Origin of the sequence: Spirosoma sp. KUDC1026 (assembly GCF_013375035.1) — a bacterium.
Classification (GTDB): Bacteria; Bacteroidota; Bacteroidia; order Cytophagales; family Spirosomataceae; genus Spirosoma.
In genome coordinates this window covers 3,015,498-3,033,183 of record NZ_CP056032.1, presented here as the reverse complement: position 1 = coordinate 3,033,183, position 17,686 = coordinate 3,015,498, and the positions used below count along the sequence as shown (strand labels likewise).

The 17,686-nt window shown below is 50.0% G+C and carries 13 protein-coding genes; 5 read left to right on the top strand and 8 right to left on the bottom strand.

The genetic code is table 11. The features are described from left to right. Nucleotides 1-35 precede the first annotated feature (35 nt). The 5 genes from HU175_RS12695 to HU175_RS25110 form a co-directional block, all read right to left on the bottom strand. Nucleotides 36-569: a hypothetical protein gene (locus HU175_RS12695; protein WP_176566956.1), complete on the bottom strand. Its 534-nt coding sequence runs from the start codon at nucleotides 567-569 to the stop codon at nucleotides 36-38. A gap of 123 nt (nucleotides 570-692) precedes the next feature. After that, nucleotides 693-2,033 carry a transposase gene (locus tag HU175_RS12690; RefSeq protein WP_228724143.1) on the bottom strand — a complete coding sequence of 447 codons (1,341 nt, stop codon included), beginning with the start codon at nucleotides 2,031-2,033 and terminating at the stop codon, nucleotides 693-695. A 56-nt stretch (nucleotides 2,034-2,089) separates the two neighbouring features. Next, nucleotides 2,090-3,013: a DGQHR domain-containing protein gene (locus HU175_RS12685; RefSeq protein WP_176566955.1), complete on the bottom strand. Its 924-nt coding sequence runs from the start codon at nucleotides 3,011-3,013 to the stop codon at nucleotides 2,090-2,092. Between the two features lie 19 nt (nucleotides 3,014-3,032). Further along, entirely contained in the window at nucleotides 3,033-3,620 is a 588-nt protein-coding gene (locus tag HU175_RS12680) for a recombinase family protein (RefSeq protein WP_176566954.1), read from the bottom strand. Nucleotides 3,621-4,211: 591 nt separating this feature from the next. Continuing rightward, complete coding sequence (locus tag HU175_RS25110; RefSeq protein ID WP_176566953.1) at nucleotides 4,212-4,514, bottom strand: energy transducer TonB; 303 nt, start codon at nucleotides 4,512-4,514, stop codon at nucleotides 4,212-4,214. 494 nt (nucleotides 4,515-5,008) lie between these two features. Between HU175_RS25110 and HU175_RS12670 the strand changes: the two genes are divergently transcribed. The 3 genes from HU175_RS12670 to HU175_RS12660 all read left to right on the top strand — a co-directional run bounded on the left by HU175_RS12670 (nucleotide 5,009) and on the right by HU175_RS12660 (nucleotide 8,929). Continuing rightward, complete coding sequence (locus HU175_RS12670; protein ID WP_176566952.1) at nucleotides 5,009-7,573, top strand: TonB-dependent receptor domain-containing protein; 2,565 nt, start codon at nucleotides 5,009-5,011, stop codon at nucleotides 7,571-7,573. A gap of 167 nt (nucleotides 7,574-7,740) precedes the next feature. Next, on the top strand, nucleotides 7,741-8,454 hold the full coding sequence (locus HU175_RS12665; protein WP_176566951.1) for a LolA family protein: 714 nt from the start codon (nucleotides 7,741-7,743) through the stop codon (nucleotides 8,452-8,454). 307 nt (nucleotides 8,455-8,761) lie between these two features. After that, the gene (locus HU175_RS12660) at nucleotides 8,762-8,929 is read left to right on the top strand and encodes a hypothetical protein (protein WP_176566950.1); all 168 of its coding nucleotides are present in this window, start codon (nucleotides 8,762-8,764) and stop codon (nucleotides 8,927-8,929) included. Between the two features lie 36 nt (nucleotides 8,930-8,965). On the opposite strand, the gene HU175_RS12655 is transcribed toward HU175_RS12660, so the two are convergent. Together HU175_RS12655 and HU175_RS12650 are read right to left on the bottom strand one after the other, a co-directional pair. Beyond that, nucleotides 8,966-9,718, bottom strand: a complete 753-nt coding sequence (locus HU175_RS12655) for a hypothetical protein (RefSeq protein ID WP_176566949.1) — start codon at nucleotides 9,716-9,718, stop codon at nucleotides 8,966-8,968. A gap of 88 nt (nucleotides 9,719-9,806) precedes the next feature. Further along, nucleotides 9,807-10,253, bottom strand: coding sequence for a response regulator (locus HU175_RS12650; protein ID WP_176566948.1), 447 nt, complete (start codon nucleotides 10,251-10,253; stop codon nucleotides 9,807-9,809). Nucleotides 10,254-10,804: 551 nt separating this feature from the next. On the opposite strand from HU175_RS12650, the gene HU175_RS12645 reads away from it, so the two are divergent. Further along, on the top strand, nucleotides 10,805-13,867 hold the full coding sequence (locus HU175_RS12645; RefSeq protein ID WP_176566947.1) for a SusC/RagA family TonB-linked outer membrane protein: 3,063 nt from the start codon (nucleotides 10,805-10,807) through the stop codon (nucleotides 13,865-13,867). Nucleotides 13,868-13,939: 72 nt separating this feature from the next. After that, a complete protein-coding gene (locus HU175_RS12640) occupies nucleotides 13,940-15,613 on the top strand; it encodes a RagB/SusD family nutrient uptake outer membrane protein (RefSeq protein ID WP_176566946.1) in 1,674 nt (557 codons plus the stop codon). Between the two features lie 207 nt (nucleotides 15,614-15,820). Here the strand turns inward: HU175_RS12640 and HU175_RS12635 are convergent, their stop codons facing one another. Continuing rightward, nucleotides 15,821-17,593: an ATP-binding protein gene (locus HU175_RS12635; RefSeq protein WP_176566945.1), complete on the bottom strand. Its 1,773-nt coding sequence runs from the start codon at nucleotides 17,591-17,593 to the stop codon at nucleotides 15,821-15,823. Between the last annotated feature and the right edge of the window lie 93 nt (nucleotides 17,594-17,686).

Sequence of the window (17,686 nt, the reverse complement as noted above, 5' to 3'; positions counted from 1 at the left end):
CAATTTTGCTAGAGGCATTTTGTACGGCTGTAAGGCTAGACATAACCAAGATACTGTTGTGCTTTTGAAGCAGTATTAGAAATTAATTGATCTTTAGATCCTTCTAGAAGTTTTAGAAGTTGTACTCTTATCTCTTTATATCCACTACTCCCTTTAAACAACATTTGTTGTCTTCTTTGAACTTCGTTAAGACCTGGTGCTGAAGATGTACGCCAGTCAAAAGTCACTAGTTCTTCACATAAAAGTTTTAAAAATTTAAAGAGTCTCGTGTTTTTCTTTAGATCTTTTATTGATTCCTCTATATCTTTCGTAGTAATATTATCGTCTTTTAAATAATCTGTTGACGTCCAATTTACGTCTCTTAATCCAAGTTCCGTACTTAATAAGAAACACAAATCATTGACAATTTGAAGAAAGCCACGCACTCCTTGATCAGAACTTATCAAACTGAATTTACTGAAGAATGCAACATCTACATCGCTATCTTCTTTGAAGACATCTGTTTGTCTTTTTACTCTTCTAAGTTCTTCTGTCCATCCTAAAGTTGATTTGTTAACCTCTTCATACATTAACTGCCATATAAATACAATAAAGGAAGACTGCTGAGCTCTATTCCAATTCAAAGGAGAATTAAACTCATCTCCTAATTTTGACCCAAACAGGCCTCCTAATCCCTTAGCTTGACTTTAGCCTTATACAGCCCAAGCTAATGCGTTTTGCCATAGCTGGTACTGTTCTTGACTCATTTTTACGTGTACCACATCTGAACCTGATGTCCAAAAATTCATTTCCTGCCATAAATACCGGCGAACTCCGGCTAGTGCGTCGCTGAAGGTCAGGTGTTGTTTGATATACCAACTACTCATTTGGCTAGTCAACAGTCCCTTTTTCTGGAGCGAGTTAGCCACTAAGGTGACCAGCGAGAATAGGCCCATCAACACGGGTGTGGTACGGCCGATGGCCAAATCACTCCATTGCCGCTGTGTTTCTACTCCTAAATGCCCTCGCACTAACGCAAATGTTGTTTCAATCGACCAACGACGTACAAAGTATTCGATCATCGCAGCGGCTGTTAAGGTCGGATCGTTACTGACTAGACCTGTTACCTTACTGTTCAGACGCACCAGCACCCACCGAATAGCCACAGGGTCTTTGCCTGTGTGATACCACAGGGCAGCGCCTGTACAGTAGTCGACTGTTTGCGGTTGACCACCGTACCAGTCGGCCAGCTCGACGTTTTGCCAACTGGTCGTTTTGTCTTCCGCCACTTCGAGCAAGGTGGGTAACCGAACTCCTTTAAGTCGTTTGCGGCCACGCTGGCCAGGGAGCGCCACCGGGACAGGTCCATACAAAGCGGCATCTAGCCGCAACCGACTAATCAGGCTTACCTGCCCCTGCAAGGCCTTCAGTAAATCAATTACGGCGTAACTGCTATCACCTACTGCAATTACCTGACGCTCACCAACCCATCGCTTGACCTGCAAAAGTACCTGTCGTGCCCAGTCGGTTAGCTTTTTGTGAACCCGAGCCTTATCCTCGTAATAGCGTTCAGAGGGAGCTAAAGCAGTTAGAAAGGGCAAGGCCCATACCCGATTGGCCCAATGTACTTTTGTCAATACCATTACGCACATCCAGCGTAGGCCACTGCATTTAACAAAATGAGAACCACTGCTTCGAACCGCATCTCTATAGATACCACGGGCTTTAATGTGTCCCCCCCAGCGTCGTTCTAGTGTCTCATCAATGCCCACTACCAACGGCTGTTGACCAATAAAAACCGCCAGGAGTTGCTGTAGTAATAGGCGGCTAGCAGTCAAAGCGGACCATCTACTCTGACTTAACACCCTATGGTATTTATGAAACGCTTTCTCCTGGCTTAAGCCCACGATTCTCAGGACTGAACTGACGGTTCGCTTGCCAGGCGTCAGTATAGCTCCAGCGAGCAAAAGTTGTACATGGATAAAAACTCGTTTGCAAAACAGGTTCGCATACGGTAGTATTACGGTTAGGAACTCGCTGGGTAGTTGAGGCATATGGATCTAAGTTTGGCGACCCAAATCTACATACCAAAGCCCCAGCGGGCTTCTTATCAAAGGCTAAAGTCAAGCTTAGATACGCTTGTTTTAATAAAACTCGCGACAAGATTTCTTATAAAAGATGCCTGAGTTATAGTAAAATTATTTTGAGATTCGCCAAGCATATTTATTCTATTGTACCAAGGACTCTTTTTATATGACCATAAAATTTCTATAACTTCTTGAGCTCTGGTTTCTTTATATATATTCGCTGTATCTGGAGATCTTTCTAACCATTCCTGTATACGAAGAATAGGATATAAATCGTAAGCTAAACTCTTATTTATTCTTTTAGGCTTAACGTTTATAGTATAAAACAAATAAGCTTGCCAAGTAATGTCTAGATCAAAGAACGCTACGACTGGCAACTCAAAGTCATCTATTGACTTGTCTTCATTATCAAAAGCCCATAGCCTATGTTGCCCATCTATTATTTCAATGGGAGGCACAATTGGATCCCAATCAACGTTTTGAATATCATCTGGCAACTCAATCCAGTTACTCTCTTCATTAGAATGTAGATTTATTACATCTTCATCTCTTATAATTTCCCTGCCACGTTTTGTATTTTTAGTTAAAATATTTGCGACTATAACAGTAGGTAACCATCCCGGCATCTGCAAATCTTTCATTTCATTTGGAATGGTATTCTTGTTACCCATCTCTGAAAGTGGATAACCTCTCTTCAAATAATTACTTATCTCTGAAGACCTTTCTGGATCATGCCTCCTTTGAATACCTATTTCTACTTCTCGCATGGCATCCGCTTTCCGTGGATAAACTTTTGAGAGTTTTTTCAGCAAAGGTGCTTTAATTGAAAAAACATAAAAATTGTGTTGAGGAGGCTTACGACCACCTTCTTCGTTTACTGGAACGGTGTTCCAAAGGTCAAGCCACTGATTTACTTTTAGAACAGGGATTTTTTTATTGAATGTCATAAAAACAAAATTTAACATTCTAAACGGCCTTAGACTTATATGCTAAGCTTTTCCGGAAAGAAATGTATTTATAGGTTGTAGTGCGGGATATTTTCAATTGCTCACTTATTTGTTTTACACCATAACCTTCATTGTATAGTGATTCAACAACTCTCGCCTTCTTTTTTGCTTCTTCCGATAAACCTTTAGGCTTACCACCTACTTTACCTTTTATTCTAGCGGCTAATAGCCCAGCCATTGTTCTCTCTTTTATTTGTGCTCGTTCAAATTCTGCTAGGCTACAAAAAATATGAAAAACTAACATTCCAGTAGCTGTACTTGTATCGATTTTATCGTTTATACTGACAAATGAGACGCATTTTGTAGAAAAATAGGATACTAGCTCGATTAGGTGCGAAAGATTACGTCCAAGTCTATCCAATTTCCAAACTACAACTTCATCACCCTTTCTTAACTGAGACAACATTTTAACAAGCTCTGGTCGATCAATATTTACTCCACTAACCTTTTCCTTAAAAACCACCTCGCAACCAGCAAGTTGCAGGGCATTTAGTTGTAGATCTAAATTTTGGTCTGTTGTTGACACGCGTGCATAACCAATTTTCATTAGCTTACATATTAGTGTTCATAATAACCTATCTATGGCAAATATACTGGACACTTTATGCTGGACAAGTATATTGAACATATTAAAGCCGTATATTGATAATTTATAATGAGAATACGGGTTCCTTAATAAACCGACCGTTTTGATGAACATAAAGAAAGCCCCCCGATAACCGGGGGGCTTTCTTTATTTACGTACTAACAAACTGATCAGTGCAGCCAGGATCGTCGATCGATGCGCCCAGAGTTCAGCTCGCTGCGCGTTGATCTGTCGGAGCTGCCTGCGGATCGTATCATCCTGATCAGCGATGCGCTGCCGGAGGCCGACCACTAACGTATCACTCTTAGCTTGGGCCTTCCGGAGCTCCCCATTCGGTAACTATCAGTCAAGTACGTATCAGGCCGGCAATAATTCATTTGGGCTGACCATCCGCTTTCAGATTCTCTTCGGTAACTAGTCTCAAGCCTCCCTGGTAATAGCAAAGCCTCCGGTTATCGAAGGACTCTGCTATTACCAATCACACCAATTAGTACGGCCGGAATCAGCGGTCGCAGTAGTCGGCGTGCAACTCTCGGCTTAAGCGCTTAGCGGTTAGAAATCGATTGGCAGAACGAATTTGAATTGGGCAGGCTTCCCATCAATGGTACCCGGCCTCCAGGCTGGCATACTCGACAAAATCTCCAAAGCTTCATAATCGGCTTGCGGACTCAATCTTTCAACGACTGTCAAATCTTTAATACTGCCGTCAATATCGACGACAAATTCAACAAATACAGTGCCTTCAGTGGGGACAGACAGGGGACGCCTGTTCTTTTTAATAAAACGCTGTAGGCCGACAACTCCACCCGGAAAGATTGGCACTACTGAACCAGCATGAAGAGGGAAAGACAACATAGAGATTGCTTACATATGCGTTGAGATACTTATGACAATGTCTGGTGTGGCCTTAATTAGATCTACGTCATCTACTACCGTCTGGATTTCGACACTGGAATAATTCTGTATAAAATGAGCAAGCGTCCCACAAACCAGATCGCCTGCTTATCCACGCACCAGCAAACTGATCAGTGCAGTCAGGACCGCAGATCGATGCGATCACTGTTCAACTCGCTGCGCGCCGATAGATCAGACTGTTTGTAGATGTTTCGCCCGGTTCCCTGACACACTGTCAAGACTGAGTTATCTACCCGGCAGCGTTCAGCATCGACAGCCTACGTTGGGTAATACGTGCTCTTTGATTTGTGCAAACGCGATTCGAAGCCAAAAAGCAATCCTCCGCCGTTCATCGGGCATTAACCAATGTCCATCCTGCCAATTCCGTCGTCCATCCGGTTTCGTTTTCTTCCCGTCGCAAGTGATGCCAGCTTTGTATCGTTCAAAGCACATCTATGAAACCGAACGCTTTACTTATCATGGGTACCCTGCTGGTGGCAGGAACCCTTTCCACCGCCCAGGCTCAGTTTCCCACCATGGGCGGGTCCACCCAACCTAAAGCCCTGCCCGGTACCGCCGGAGACCAGAGCCCGAAAGGTACCGCTAAGATTACCGGATCAATTGTTGATTCAACCCAGTCGAAAGCCGTTGAATTTGCCAGCGTTGCCCTGCTTAATAAGGCCACCGGCAAAACGGTTGATGGCACTGTAGCCGATGATAAAGGAAAGTTTACCCTGGCTAAACTCGTAGCCGGTGACTACCGGATGCTGATCAGTTTTGTGGGCTATCGCAACAAAACGATTGAAGACGTCAAAATCACCAACGGGCAGAGCCTGGATCTGGGCGTTATCAAGCTCAGTTCCAACGTCAAAACTCTGGAAGAAGTAACGGTAACCGGTCAGGCGGCCGTTATCGAGGAAAAAGTAGACCGGCTGGTCTATAACGCCGACAAAGACATTACGGCCAAGGGTGGTGACGCTACCGAGATTCTACGGAAGGTTCCGCTGCTGACGGTTGATCTGGACGGGAACGTATCGCTCCGCGGTAGTTCGAACATCCGGGTGCTGATCAACAACAAGCCGTCAACCATCGTGGCCAGCAGCGTCGCCGACGCACTCAAGCAGATCCCCGCCGATCAGATCAAGACGGTGGAAGTGATCACCAGCCCATCGGCCAAGTACGACGCCGAAGGGTCGGGCGGGATCATCAACATCATTACCAAGAAGAATAGCCTGCAGGGCCTCAACCTGAACGTCGACGGCGGGGTAGGAAATCGGGGTTCTCAGCTGTCGTTGAACGGCAACTACCGCAAAGGCAAGGCCGGTTTCACCCTAGGCGGCTTCGGTCGAGCTATGTACAATGTCATCACCAAGACAAACCTCGATCAGACCAGCAACATCAATGGGGTTACCACGCTGACTCGCCAGTCCGGCGATGGCTCCAGCTCAGGGCAGTTCGGGCAGTACAACCTGGGTTTCGACTACGACCTGGCAAAGAACCAGAGCCTTACGGCAGGGGTTCGGTACGGGGTGCAAAACATGCTCAGCCAGCAGGACCTCGTGACGCGCCTGTTTACCAACGGTACGCCCGGTGCGGTTTCCAACCGAAACGTGGATGCCAAGAACCTGTCGGGTACGGTCGACGTAAATATCGATTACCTGCACACCTTCAAACCGCAGCAGGAATGGAGCATTTCAACACTGTATAGCCGGAATGACCTGACCAACAATTTCGACGCAAACCTGCTGAATGGGTCCAACGAACTGACCGCCCGTCAGCGGAACCTGAACAAAAACGTCAACCAGGAATTCACGCTGCAAACGGATTACCAGACGCCGATCAAGAAAAATCAGCTGATTGAGTTCGGCGGAAAGGCCATTTTCCGGGAGGTAAACAGCGATTATCGCTATCTGCTGGCCGGGCCAACGGGCGGCTTCACAACGGAGCGTAACGGCACGCTGGGCGCGCTGACGTACCATCAGAACATTGCCGCTGGTTACACATCTTATACCTACACTACCAAGCAGCGCTATACTTTCAAAGGCGGCTTGCGGTATGAGCGTACCTTTATTGACGCCAGCACCCGTGAAGATGGCAGCCTGGGTATCGGCAACTACGGCGTACTGGTACCGAGTGTGAATGCCTCGAAAACCTTCAAGGGGACGACCGTAAAGCTGGGCTTCAACCGCCGGATTCAACGGCCGGGTCTCCAGCAGCTAAACCCGAACTTCAACGCGGCCAACCCACAAAACATCACGATCGGTAACCCAACGTTGAGTCCTGAACTGACCAATAACCTGGAACTGGGGCTGAGCAAAACGATCAAGAAAACGTTTATCAACGCTACGTTCTTTGGTCGGATCACGAACAACGCCATCACGCAGGTACGCCAGCCATCGGACACGCTGCCGGGGGCGATCGTGACGACGTATCAGAACATTGGTCGCCAGCACACCTACGGTACCAACCTGTTCTCAAACATCGCCATCACCTCTAAAATCAGCGTTGGTCTGTTCCTGAATGCCTTCTACACAAGCCTGACCGGCCAGGCGATCACGGCAGACGGACTTACGGAAACGCTGACCAATACGGGCTTGACGGCCAGTGGGGGTTCGTTCTTCTCAGCGCAGTTCAAGAACGGCTGGGGAGCCCAGGCTTTCGGTTTCCTACAGGGATCACAGGTACAGCTTCAGGGACGTCAGGGTGGCTTTGGTTTCTACACGGTTGGCGTGAAGAAGGAGTTTAATAACAAAAAAGCGAGCCTGGGCTTAGCGGCTGAGAACTTCCTGTCGAACCGCTTCAACATTCACACGACGCTGAATTCGGCGCAGTTCAACCAGGTAAATGATGTGTACCTGTATAACCGGGGTGTCCGCCTGACGTTCAGCTATAAGATTGGCAAAATGAGTATGGACGCTCCCCGCAAGAAGGCCCGGTCGGTCAACAACGACGATGTGAAGAGCGACGGTGCCGGACAGACCCCAGCCAGCGGAACATCCGGTGGCGGCACACCACGGTAATATTTTAGCGTAAGCAGTAAACATTTTTTCATCATTTCGACCGGAGCGCGTAGCCCGGAGGAGAAATCTTAAAGTTTTTCCTTTAGCTTAAAATTCCTCCTCCGGGCTACGCGCTCCAAAAACAAGATTAAAACAAAACCTAAACGAGCATCAAGCTAACGTAATCAATGAAAACGAATCAATTCCTGATCGCCACCGCAGCCGTCTTTATGTCGATCGGCGCCTACGCCCAGACCGTCGATGAAATTGTCGACAAACACGTAGCGGCCCTGGGTGGGATGGATAAACTAAACAATATTAAAACGATGGTGACCGATCGGTCATTTACGATTCAGGGCATGGAAGTGCCGACTAAAACAACCCTGGTTGTTGGCAAGTCGCTCCGGTCAGAATCGACGGTGATGGGCAACTCCATGATCCAGGTAGTGGACGGCACAACCGGCTGGATGATCCGCCCCGCCATGATGGGCGGTAGCGGTGATCCCGAGGACATGCCCGGCGAGCTGCTTAAATCGCAGTCTTCCCAGCTCGATCCGTTTGGCCCACTGGTAAACTATAAGGAAAAAGGCAATAAGGTCGAGCTGGTTGGCAAGGAGAAAGTGGATAAAAAAGATAACTTCCACCTGAAAGTAACCACAAAGGAAGGCCAGACGATGGACGAGTTTGTCGATGCCAATACGTACCTGGTCAGCAAAGTCAAAATGTCCGTCAACGGGCAGGATAACGAAATCGGTTACTCGGATTATAAAGAAGTAGAGGGCGTTAAATTTCCGAATACGCTGGAAGTTACGAGCCAGATGGGAAACCTCGTCATGACGACCAATAAAACGGTCATCAACGGCCCGGTGGACAATGCGCTGTTTAAGAAACCGAGTAAATAAGATCTGGTCACGTTCGCTTTAATGCCGCTCTGAAAAGGGCGGCTTTTTTTTTGAAGACTCAGAATGCGGTTTTGATCGTTGCCACACGAACTACCATAGCCCGAACCCGCAGGCAGCCCTATTGCTTGTTCAGTTCATTGCTTTGCTTAGTAACGTATAGTTACACCCGGCTGGCGTCAGAACAGTCAACAAACCGTTTTTTAGCATTCACATATAATTTTCCGTTGTCTACAAACTAATTCGAGCAGAGACATAGCAATCGGTGTCGGGACGTTGTAAGTTGGATTGTCAATTCACATCCGTTGCTATGCTTATAAAGCTACTGTTCGCCCTCTGTTCACTTTGGACAGCCTTTTTCTGCGTATCGGCCTGGAAAATCCCTGCCGATAAACCACCCCGCTGGACGCAGGCCGGTGTTCTGCTTGGCACCTTTCTTTCCCTGGTTGCACTCTACCAACTCTGGAGCCGGATGTGATCCCTGACCGTAGTAGCCAAGGTACCCAACGGGTTGTTATACCAGCCGGCTGACGGCCACGCTGATGAGTACGTTCACCAGCAACGCGATCAGAAACGACACCCCAATCGAGAAGTCAGTAAGCAAAAACGCCTGCAGAAACAGGAAGGTCGTGTAGCCCAGAAAGCCTAGCAGACTGCCCCGCAGCAGGGTCACTACGCCCGAACTACCCTGCAGAAAGTGGGTAAATACGGCCAGAATCGACGTAATGACGGGAAAAGGGGTCAGGACACCGCTCCAGGTCGGGCCAACCCAATGCGCCAGTTCCGTAATGGCAATGACAAACAAGGTGGCCACCCCCATCCGGATCAGCATGTCGTAAGGTAATCGCCGGATAGACGACGGCTGCGCGGCCGGGGCTGGAAAAACGCGTAGACACAGCAGAATACTTCCCATCGCCATTCCGTACCCAAGCCACAGGTTCACCCGAATCTGGTTCAGCAGCAGGGCCACCAACACGTACACACTATACGAGAGAAGCAGTGTCGGCAGCCAGCTAAATCGGGCCGACAACCGGGCGTAGCTGTAGCAGAAGCCAATCAGGGAGACAATTCCCGTCAGAATACCTGGTACCGATTGAATACCAAAGAGTTTACCCTGTTCAAGAATAAAGAACAGAAGAATGGGCCCGGCAATCCAGGGCATACTGGAAATCAACCCGCCAATTCGGTTGCCCCATTTCCGGCTGGCCTGCGTAACGATTGCCATCACGACAGGCATCAGTGCTACTTTAATCAAAAGAATATTCATGCAGACTAACGATACCGACCAGGACTCTACCCGTACTGAACGCTGACCGCCGAAGTAGCTTCATTCCCGTATGTGCCGCTACGTTTCCTCATAGGTCGATACCGTCCTCCAGCCAGAGAGTCGGTATTGTTACGGTCATGCACCAGTACTGACGCAACTGCACAACCAGTTCTTTCCACTGCTGGTAGGTATATGGCTTGCTGATAAAGGATGAAGCCCCGTAATCATAGGCTCGTTTCAGTTTGGCCGATTGACTATGACTGGATAGCATAACCACCGGCAACAAGCGTCCCGTGGGATGCCGACGAAGCAGATTCAGTAGTTCCAGGCCGTCTTTTCCGGTATGCAGATCAATATCTAGCAGGATAAGTTTTGGCGGACGCCCCCCCATGTGTTCCAGATAGTCTTTTGCTCCATCGAAACCGCTGATATGCGTAAACGTAGCTTCGGGGAAGCTGGTTTTAGCAACTCGATTCAGTACATCAGCAATAGCAGGTTCGTCGTCAATAACGAGTATAGGAAATTGCGTCGGCATACGTAATAAAACAGAAAACAGCGGGTCAGCACGCGCAAAGCTTATCTGCCAGCGAACAGGTCTAATCCGGTAAATGGCACAAAAGTAATCAGGGATCAGGGCTAAATTATCTAAAAAGATTTTAATGTCTTGTCTGGAGCATATGAACAGTAGTTGAAACGTCCCAGCCTATGAATTCATCCAGTTGCCAATTTCTTAACACTTTCGTAACAAAGAGCCACTATATCTTTTCTGTCCAATTGTTATGGCCCTCTTCCAGTAACTTCCCTGTCTGAAACCCTACTAGGCACTAGATCGAATTCATCATTTTCTACCCACATAAAGGCATCCTACATCCGAAATAACTGGCAATTTACTTAAAATCAACACCTTGCCAATAAGTAAACAGATAACCCCTATTCTTCATGGCTTCATAGGGCAGAACTGAGGGCTTTATTAGAATTAAATTTATTCTCAATTATATTATATTATTTTATTTTTAAATCTTGCATCCTGTTTCTTTCGGCAAGTAGGCCGCCTGAATTTTGCACCCAAAAACCGCACGTTGCCCTATGTCATTCTGCTACGTATCCCCCCCTCCTATCACCTGTTTAAGGAGGGTTTTCGTTCCACTGCTGGTTGTCCTGTCGACAACTGTTCAGGGAACACACGCTACATCAATTTCTGGTCATGCATTCTCGCTAACGGGCATTAACGCTACTGCCGACATAACCATTAGTGGCCGTGTTACCGACGGCGCGACCAACGAAGCACTGGCTGGCTGCAGTGTCGTCCTGAAGGGCAGCACCCGCGGCACGACTACTGACGCCAACGGCGAGTACCGTCTTACGATACCCAGCACTGGTTCGCCCGTTCTGGTGTTTGGCTTCATTGGCTTCGTTACGCAGGAAGTGGCGGTCGGGAACAGAACGACCATCAGCGTAGGCCTCAAGGCATCGGCCTCCGAGCTGAATCAGGTAGTGGTTATCGGGTACGGAACTACCACGAAAAAAGATGCAACGGGGGCGCTGACAACGGTAAAAAGCACCGATTTCAACCGTGGTATCATCAACTCGCCCGAACAGCTCCTTCAGGGTAAGGTAGCCGGGGTGAACGTTACGTCGGCCAGCGGTGAACCAGGTGGTCGGCAGACGATTACGGTTCGGGGTCCGGGTGGCGTCCGGACGGGTAGTACCCCGCTGTTCGTCCTGGACGGTATCCCGCTCGACAATTCCAGCACCAGCGGGTCGGGTAGCCCACAAAACCCGTTGAACTTCCTGAATCCTCAGGACATCGAAAGTATTGACGTCCTGAAGGATGCGTCAGCTACGGCTATTTACGGCGCCCGTGGTGCCAACGGGGTCATTCTGATCACCACCAAGAAAGGCAAAGCAGGGGCGTCCAACCTGACGGTTTCGGCCAACGTTGGGATTTCGAATATGTCGCGTCCGCTGCCCGTCTTTTTCGCAGATGAATTTCGTCGGCAGGTTGTAGCCGTTGGAGGCACATTAGACGATCAGAAATCATCAACCGACTGGCAGCGTTTGATTAGCCGGACCGCCGTAACGCAGGATTACAACATCGGCCTGAGTGGGGGTACGGATAAGCTCACCTATTACGGGTCGCTGAGCGTACAGAATCAGGAAGGTATCCTGAAAAATAGCTTGTTCCGTCGTTACACGGGTCGCTTCAATGCCTCGCAGAAGTTCCTCGAAGACCGGCTTACGGTAGACGTCAATCTGACGGCTTCGCAAACAACCAACAGCCGCCCTCCTATCGAAAGCATTGTTGGCGCAGCGCTTTCTGCTAACCCAACCTACCCGGCGTATGACAGTACGGGCGCCCCGATCAAATACCAGGCGTTTACGAATCCGCTGGTAACACTGAATCTGCAAAAAGACCTCACGACAACCAACCGTATCGTTGCTAATATTTCCCCCTCGTACAAGTTCACGAAGGACCTTGTTTACAAGATGAATCTGGGGGTCGATAACTCCAGCTCGACGCGGGATATACAGTCGCTGGCGAATCTGGTTCCGCAACAGGATGGACGGCTCGAAAGCATCTACGCCAACAATCAGAACGTACTACTCGAGAACTATTTTACCTACACCCGCGGCTGGGGTAACCACAGCCTGACGGCTCTGCTGGGGCACTCCTACCAGAAGTTCCAGATTCGGGAGCGGGGCTGGAGCATCAATAAATTCCCAATCTCGCCCGTTGAACCGATCAACAACCCCGGTCAGGGCCAGGATCTGTCGCTGGCTAATAACCGGCCCTATGGATCAGCGATTGACAACGAACTGCAATCGTTCTTCTCCCGGGTGAATTACCAGTTCCGCGACCGGTATCTGTTCACCGCAACCGTGCGGGCCGACGGATCGTCGAAGTTCGGTTCTAACAATAAGTATGGCGTTTTCCCATCGTTCTCGGCGGGCTGGCGGTTGTCGGAAGAGCCCTTCCTGCGGTCCGGTCCGTTCTCCGATCTGAAACTCCGGGCGGGCTGGGGTCAGACGGGCAACCAGGAAATTCCATCGAAGATTACCCAGGCCCTGTTTACATCAACCGTAAGCGCTACAACCAGCTATCCGCTTGACGCGTCGACAACCTATCCCGCCGGTACGACCTATACGCGCCTGGCGAACCCGGACATTCAGTGGGAGGTATCGACCCAAACCGATTTAGGACTTGACTTCGGTTTGTTCAACGGCGCACTGACCGGTACAGTCGATTATTTTCGTAAAGTATCGGGCAAAATTCTGCTCGAAGTCATCCCGGCCGATCCGATTCAGCCAGCCTCTACCTACTGGACGAACGTACCCAACATGACCATCACAAACCAGGGTGTTGAACTGGGTCTGAATTATCGCTACGCCAGCCAGAGCGGTTTCCGGCTGGATCTGGGCGGTAACGTAACGTTCATCAAGAACGTAGTGAACAACTCACCATATTCGGTTATTACATCGGGGTCGGCAACGGGGTCGGGGCTGACGTCGGCGACCATCAACGGCTACGTAAATGGCCAGCCGATCGGTACGTTCTACCTGCGTGAGTACATCGGCATCGATGAGAAAGGGGTAAGTAAATACAGCGACATTGATGGCGATGAGAACGGAGGCACCGACAAAGACCGGATTGCCGCGGGTAGCGCGCTGCCAACTAAGCAGTTCAACTTCAATGCCAGCGCGGCTTACAAAGGCTTTGACCTGACGGCCAACTTCAACGGCGTATCTGGCAATAAAATCTACGACAACACGGCCAACGCCCTCTTTTACAAAGCCCGGCTGGTCAAAAACCTGAATACAACCCCCGAAGGTATTGGTGAGCCAACTGAGTCGATTAACAACTCAGCACCGGTATCAACCCGCTTCCTGAAAGACGGTTCGTTCTTCCGCCTGAACAACCTGACCCTGGGCTATAATCTGAATCCTCGTCTGATCGGTATGAACCGATGGATCTCAAACGTTCGCTTCTCGGTAACGGGTCAGAACCTGTTCGTCATCACCAAATACAACGGCTATGATCCCGAGGTTAATACCGATCGGACAGTCAATGGTGTTTCGTCGTACGGCATCGATTACCTAAGCTATCCCAAAGCCCGTTCGGTTGTTTTTGGGGTAAATGTGACATTCTAAACAAGCCATCAAGCGCAGCCTGTCCGCCCTCCGAACGGAAACAGGCAGGCTGCACTTCTTCTCTCTTTTACTATGAAGCGGACACTCCTGTCAACCGTAGCACTCGCCGGACTCCTGGCCCTGAACGGTTGTACGAACCTAAACGAAAACGTACTGGACGAATCGTCGGCGACTGGCCTGACAGATCGCCAGGCCGCCGATGGTAACCTGGCTCCCGTCTATGCCCGGCTACCAGATATCTTTACGCACACCAACTATTTCACCATCCAGGAAATCTCGACGGATGAAGCAATCCTACCGTATCGTGGGGGTACTGACTGGGGCGACAACGGGATCTATCTGGCACTACACCAGCATACGCCAACCAGTACCGATCCAAACCTGCGTAACACCTGGGTCCTACTGACGCAGGGCATTTCGCGGTCGGTGACAGCCCTGACTACGCTGCCAACCATCAATGATTCGAACACGAAAACGTACATCGCCGAAGCGCGGGGTATGCGGGCGTATTACAACATGATGCTGCTCGATCTGTTCGGACTGGTGTTCGTTAAAGACGATCCACAGGGAGTTTCGCAGATTCTGCGGGGCGAACCGGCCCTGGAATACGTAAAAAGTGAATTTTTGGCCGCTGAGCCGGATCTGGCGACCAGTGTTGGCCCCGGCCGCCTGACCAAAGGAGGAGTTTGGGGATTACTGGCCCGGCTGTACCTGAATGCCGCCGTTTACCGGGATCGATACGCGACGCAGTTCACGTTCCAGTCGGCCGACATGGACAAGGTTGTCGAGTACACGGACAAGATCATCAACTCGGGTCAGTACCAGTTGTCGCCAGATTACTTCTCCATTTTCAACGCCGACAACCACACCAACAAGGAGCTGGTTTTTGCCGTTGACCAGCGCTCTGAACTGAACGGCCATAACCGGCTGGCTTACTTCTCGATATCGGGTGACCAGTTTCCACTGCCCGCGTTCACGGGCGCCAACGGTACTGACGGACCAGCGATCACTCCCGACTTTTACCGGACCTGGACAAGCGCCTATTCGCAGGACCCGGCTGGTGTTGACCCTCGCTTTTACAAGAAGAACCAGACCATTCCGGCTGATTCGTGCGTTGCAGCGTCTAACGTCGTGATGGATCGGGGTATTCTCCGCGGGCAGCAATACGGTCTGCTACGGGTAAATGGTGCTTTCGTACGCTGCGGCAGCAATTACCGGGTCGGCAAACTGTTCTACGTAACCCGCAACCGGCCAACGTTCCCTGTAAACTTCACGGAGCAGGTTGACTTCAGCGTAGCGGGTAGCAATTACAATACGGGCTATCGGGTATTGAAGTATGAATTCAGCCCTAAATCGCAGTCCGGCCGGAACCTCGGCGACGTTGACATCCCTATTGTGCGTCTGGCCGATGTGTACCTGATGCGCGCCGAAGCCAAGCTGCGGAAAAGCAACGATGCTGCCAGTGCCCTGGCCGACGTAAACAAAATTCGGTCGGCCCGTACGTCAAGCACACCAGCGCCCGCGCTGACGAGCATGACCCTGGACCTGCTGTACCGCGAACGGGGCTTCGAGTTATACTGGGAAATGGTTCGCCGGACCGACATGATTCGCTTTGGTAAGTACGAAGGCACCTGGACCGAGAAAACAAACAACAATCCCCAGAAGCGGCTATTCCCGATTCCGCAAACGGCAATTGACGGAGCTTCTAACCTGCCAGGTTATTTAGCGCAGAATCCGAGTTACTAATCGCGTCATTTTTATGTAATCACTAAGCCCCGTCCGAGCATTTGTTCCGACGGGGCTTAGTGATTTATTGCGGGTATCAATTGATCTATTGGCTGATTGTTTTCCTCGCTCTATCTCCTGGAATATAGTCTTGCAGGGGGTGGTCCACCGTCGCGGCAAGGAATGACAGAGTAACCAAAAACCAACCAATACAAGCAACCCACCTACTCAAATAGCCCCCAATCGAAAGTAAAACGATGCGCCGGGCTGTACGTCACTGTTCAGGCCAATCTGTCCATTCATGGCCTGAATAAATTCTTTCGAAATAGCCAGCCCCAGGCCCGTGCCGCTTACCTGCCCGTTGAGGCCCGGTGCCCGGAAATAGCGGTCGAAAACGCGATCGCGGTGTTCGGGCCGCAGACCCGGCCCGTAATCCCGCACTGTGAATTCAACCTGTTTGCCGACTAATCGAGCGTCAATGTCGATGGTTGATTTCTCTGGACTGTGTCGCACGGCATTGGAGAGAAAGTTAACCAGTACCCAGGATGCCTTGTCCGGATCAGCCCAGACCGAAGGCAAATCTGGTGGTAGAGCGACTTCAAAGCGCAGCTGTTTCTGTTCAGCCTGAACCCGTAGGGCATTGGTGGCGACCTGTATCAGATCAGCTGGCTTCACGGACTGCATCTGCAGTTGAATCTGCCCCGACTCGACCTGGGCCATATTGAGTAATTCGCCGGTTAATTTCAGGAGTCGGTCGGCATCGTCCTGCACATGCGTCACCAGTTCCTGCTGCTCGCCATTCAACATTCCCAGCCGCTTGTCCTGTAGGAGTTTCAGACTCATTTTGATGGCCGCGATTGGCGTTTTCAGTTCGTGCGAAACGGTGGCAATGAAGTTGGTTTTGGCCAGATCAAGCTCTTTGTACGACGTAATATTCTGGAGCACAATAACGTAGCCCGCTGGTACCGTTTCGGTTTCACCGGTAGGCGTTACGTCCACGGCATGAATCTGCTTGGTGAAATAATTTTCTTTACCTACCCCACCCGCCCCGGCATCATAAATTTTCAGCAGGTTGGTCGGACTATCAGACTCACTAGGCTCCGCCAGCCTCTCGCTAATGTCCGGCTGCATGACGTCCTGAATCAGGGTCCGCATCAGATCGTTGGACGTAGCGATATCGGGGGCGTACTGACCAATAATCCGTTGCCGGTCAATGCCCAGTAGCCGCTCGGCCACGGAGTTCACGAACAGGATTCGCCTTTGTTCGTCCAGACCAATAATTCCATCCGACATGATCTCCAGCAGCGTATCGATACGCTTTTTCTCGAACAGCACCCTGGCTAGGCTGGAGTGTTCATATTCATCGAGTTTCTGGGCCATCGAGTTAAACGATTGCGCCAGTTCGCCAAATTCATCGCTTGACTTAAAATGCAGTCGTTCTTCAAAGTTGCGGCTGGCGACCTGCTTGATGCCCCGTGTCAACTCCCGAATCGGATTGGCAATGTAACTGGGGATGCTGATAACGAACGACAGCACAATCAGAAAGCACAACGTACCAACGGAAGCCAGCCAGCCCAGGGCATCTTTGGCGGTCTGTTCGGCGATCCGGCTTTTTCGCATACTGGCCCGCCGGTTCAGGTCGTCCAGCGCAAACAGGTTCTGCCGGATGCGACCAATCGTCAGCGAGTCACGTCTTCCCGCTCGTAATCGGTCATACTCCTGCCGGATTGCGCTCGTTAGTTCCTGCTCACCCACTTCCGTCTCGTTGGCTTCCTGTTTACGCAGGCTTCGATCGAAATTGACCAGCGCATCCGGATCATCCAGATCAGCCAATGATTTCTGCATTGTACTGATAAATTCCAGGGAGATGTAATTATCCTTTAGAATGGCCTGTGAATCCTTCGACAGCCGATTTAGGTAATACGCCCCCAATCCGCCCAGCACCAGGCTAATGCTAAACAGAAACAGCAGCGAAAGGGAGATTTTGGTCTTTAAGGACATAGGCAAATTATGAATGAGCGAATGAGTGAATGAGTGACGGGGCCGCCCGCGTGGTGAGTGAATAGTTTGCGTCAACCCTATTCGCTCATTCGC

Coding starts and splice junctions, on each gene's coding strand:
- HU175_RS12660 (WP_176566950.1), top strand. CDS start 8,762: ATGCTTATAAAGCTACTGTTCGCCCTCTGTTCACTTTGGACAGCCTTT.
- HU175_RS12690 (WP_228724143.1), bottom strand. CDS start 2,033: ATGCCTCAACTACCCAGCGAGTTCCTAACCGTAATACTACCGTATGCG.
- HU175_RS12695 (WP_176566956.1), bottom strand. CDS start 569: ATGTATGAAGAGGTTAACAAATCAACTTTAGGATGGACAGAAGAACTT.
- HU175_RS12640 (WP_176566946.1), top strand. CDS start 13,940: ATGAAGCGGACACTCCTGTCAACCGTAGCACTCGCCGGACTCCTGGCC.
- HU175_RS25110 (WP_176566953.1), bottom strand. CDS start 4,514: ATGTTGTCTTTCCCTCTTCATGCTGGTTCAGTAGTGCCAATCTTTCCG.
- HU175_RS12685 (WP_176566955.1), bottom strand. CDS start 3,013: ATGACATTCAATAAAAAAATCCCTGTTCTAAAAGTAAATCAGTGGCTT.
- HU175_RS12665 (WP_176566951.1), top strand. CDS start 7,741: ATGAAAACGAATCAATTCCTGATCGCCACCGCAGCCGTCTTTATGTCG.
- HU175_RS12635 (WP_176566945.1), bottom strand. CDS start 17,593: ATGTCCTTAAAGACCAAAATCTCCCTTTCGCTGCTGTTTCTGTTTAGC.
- HU175_RS12655 (WP_176566949.1), bottom strand. CDS start 9,718: ATGAATATTCTTTTGATTAAAGTAGCACTGATGCCTGTCGTGATGGCA.
- HU175_RS12670 (WP_176566952.1), top strand. CDS start 5,009: ATGAAACCGAACGCTTTACTTATCATGGGTACCCTGCTGGTGGCAGGA.
- HU175_RS12645 (WP_176566947.1), top strand. CDS start 10,805: ATGTCATTCTGCTACGTATCCCCCCCTCCTATCACCTGTTTAAGGAGG.
- HU175_RS12680 (WP_176566954.1), bottom strand. CDS start 3,620: ATGAAAATTGGTTATGCACGCGTGTCAACAACAGACCAAAATTTAGAT.
- HU175_RS12650 (WP_176566948.1), bottom strand. CDS start 10,253: ATGCCGACGCAATTTCCTATACTCGTTATTGACGACGAACCTGCTATT.